The sequence below is a fragment of the Protofrankia sp. CiP1_Cm_nod2 genome (assembly GCF_920664355.1).
Taxonomy (GTDB): domain Bacteria; phylum Actinomycetota; class Actinomycetes; order Frankiales; family Frankiaceae; genus Protofrankia.
Genome location: NZ_CAKKTL010000287.1, coordinates 3,858 through 6,765 on the forward strand (window position 1 = coordinate 3,858; position 2,908 = coordinate 6,765).

The 2,908-nt window shown below is 71.7% G+C and carries 1 protein-coding gene; it reads left to right on the forward strand.

What is annotated here, in order from left to right:
• Nucleotides 1–137 precede the first annotated feature (137 nt).
• On the forward strand, nt 138–2,908 hold a 2,771-nt coding region (locus NBW84_RS21775; protein WP_250286937.1), incomplete at its 3' end, for a Tc toxin subunit A-related protein.

The window sequence follows — 2,908 nt, forward strand, 5'->3', positions numbered from 1 at the left end:
CAGGCCCGACAGTGACGGTTACGGTGACGAACCGGATGCTTACCGCCACGCCGACAGGACTGCAACCGCTCGTCCTGCCACCGACCGTTGTTCCTCAGGCGTCCAGCGTCATGTCGGCCCCGGGGCCGGGCTCGGCCATGAGCCTGGCGTCACGGTTCGCCGTCTCCGACATCGTCACGAGCGGGGTGTTCGGCACCATCGGCAAGCTGTCGCTGCCGTCGGTCACCGTCGGTGCCTTCTACCACCCCTTCCTGCCCACGCTGATCCAGGCGCTGGCGGTCGGCGGCGTCGAGGGGATGCTGGCCCGCAGCCTCCAGGTGGCCCCCTGGAACTTCCAGCCGTGGCCGGACACCGGGCGGCGGTTCGACTTCAGGACGGCCTACAACCCGTCACCGCTGTACGTGCGACAGCCGCATCCGGCCGAGGACCTCGACTTCTCCCCCGCCGGCGCCTACAGCTCGTACAACTGGGACCTGTTCTTCCACGCCGTTCGTCTGGTGGCGGCGCGGCTGCGGTCCAACGGCCAGTTCGACGCGGGGCTGCGCTGGCTACGGACGATCTTCGACCCGTCCTGCGCGGCTATGGTGCCCGGGGACGCCCCGGACCCGGTCCGCTCGCGGTGGCAGACCCGGCCCTTCTACGAACGCGCCCGCGCCGACTACCGCCAGCAGCGGATCGAGTCGCTGCTGGCGAACACCGCCGACCCCGCCTTCCAGCTCCAGGTCGCCCGCTGGCGGGAGCATCCCTTCGACCCGCACGCGGTGGCGTCGCTGCGGACCGTCGCCTACCAGAAGGCCGTGTTCATGGACTACCTCGACCTTCTCCTCGACGCCGGCGACCGCCACTTCGCCGCGGGCACCAGCGAGGAACTGAACCTCGCCTACGGCTACTACGCCTACGCCCAGGACATGCTCGGCCCGGCCCAGCCGCAGCTGCCACCGCACGACGCGCCCCCCGCGCACACCTACCGCACTCTCGGCGCGACGTTCGGCGGCTTCTCCAACGCCCTCGTCGCCGCCGAACACCTCGTCACCGTGCCCGACGGCGTCCGGGAGGCCGGCCCGCCGGTCCCGGCGACGGTCCTCTCCCTGGCGACCGTGCCCTACTTCTGTGTCCCCCGCAACGACCGGCTCGCCGGCTACTGGGACATCGTCGACGACCGGCTGCACAAGCTGCGCAACAGCCTCGACCTACAGGGCAACCCGCGGGTCACCGACCTGTGGGGACGCCAGCTCGACCCGGCCCGGATCGCCCGGCTGCTCGCCGCCGGCATGTCCCTGGACGAGGCGCTCGCGGAACTGTCCGCGCCGCCGCCGCGGCACCGGTTCCACACCCTGCTCGCCCGCGCCCTCGACCTGGCCCAGGAAGCCCGCCAGCTCGGCCAGGCCCTGCTCACCGCGCTGGAGAAACGCGACGCCGAACAGCTCGCCGTCCTGCGGGCGACCCACGAGACCCAGCTCCTCGAGCGTATGACCGCGATACGTGACCAGCATCTGAAGGCCGCGCAGCTCGACGAGGACGCCGCGGCCGCGGCCCATCACGCGGCCGGCCTCCGCCACCGGCACTACCTCGCGCTGCTGGTGGAATGGGAGCGGGACCAGGGCCCGGCCAGCGACAACCAGAAACAGCTCGACAAGATCACAAGCGCGACCGACTGGAACATCGTCTCCACGTCGATCCAGGCCACGACATCGCTGCTGAACGCCATCCCGCAGGCCAAGTTCGGCCCGTGGATCTTCGGCGCCGAGCACGGCGGCCAGCAGCTGGCCGCCGTCGTCAACACCGCCGCGGTCCTGGCGCAGATCAAGGCGTCGATCGACCACTCCGAGGGGACGAAAGCCGGCCTGCGGGCCGATCACGAATGGCGCCGGCAGGACTGGGAGTTCCAGCGCGACCTGGCCGCGGCCGACATGGACCACCTGTTCACGCTCGCCGGGGCCGCCGCCGTCCGCAAGGCCGCCGCGCAGCGGGAACACGACAACAGCGTCGAGCAGCTGACTGAAAGCCGCGCCGTCCTCGACCTGATGACCTCGAAGTTCACCAGCGCCGACCTGTTCTCCTGGCAGGCCCGCGAACTGACCGCGATGTACCGGGAGCTGTACAACCTGGCGTTCCGGCTCGCCCGGCAGGCCGAACGCGCCTGGCAGCAGGAGCTCTACCGCTACGACCGGACGTTCGTCAGAGCCGGCGTGTGGGACAGCGAACGCAAGGGCCTGCTCGCCGCCGACCGGCTCGTCGCCGACCTGAGGACGATGGACGCCGCCTGCCTCGACCACGACGACCGCCTGCACGAGGTCACCAGGCCGGTGTCGCTGCGGCTGCTCGACCCGGCGGCGCTGGCCGACCTCGTCACCCACGGCACCGCCACCTTCGTCCTGCCGGAATGGCTGTTCGACCTCGACTTCCCCGGGCACTACCAGCGCCGGATCAGGACCGTCGCGCTGACGATCCCGTGCATCACCGGCCCCTACACGTCGGTCAACGCCCGGCTCACCCTCGACGCCGACCGGATCCGGCGCTCCGCCGACCCGGCGTCCGGCGCGAACGGCGACGCCTACGCCCCCACCGGCGACGACGACAACCGCTTCGAGCCCAGCGGCCGGGCCGGCGGCTCCATCGTCACCAGCCACGGGCAGAACGACCAGGGCCTGTTCGACGGCGGCCAGAACGACGACCGCCTGCTGCCGTTCGAGAACGCCGGGCTGATCAGCCGCTGGACCCTGCGGCTGCCGAAGGACTCCAACAGCTTCGACACCTCGACCGTCTCCGACGTGATCATGACGATCCGCTACACCGCCCGCTACGACGACCGGCTCGCCAGGGCCGCCCGCGAGCACGTCGACACCCTGCTGGCCCGCCCGCCGGCCGCCGACACCGCCGCCGCGGCGGCGCGGCCGGCCCCGCGCCC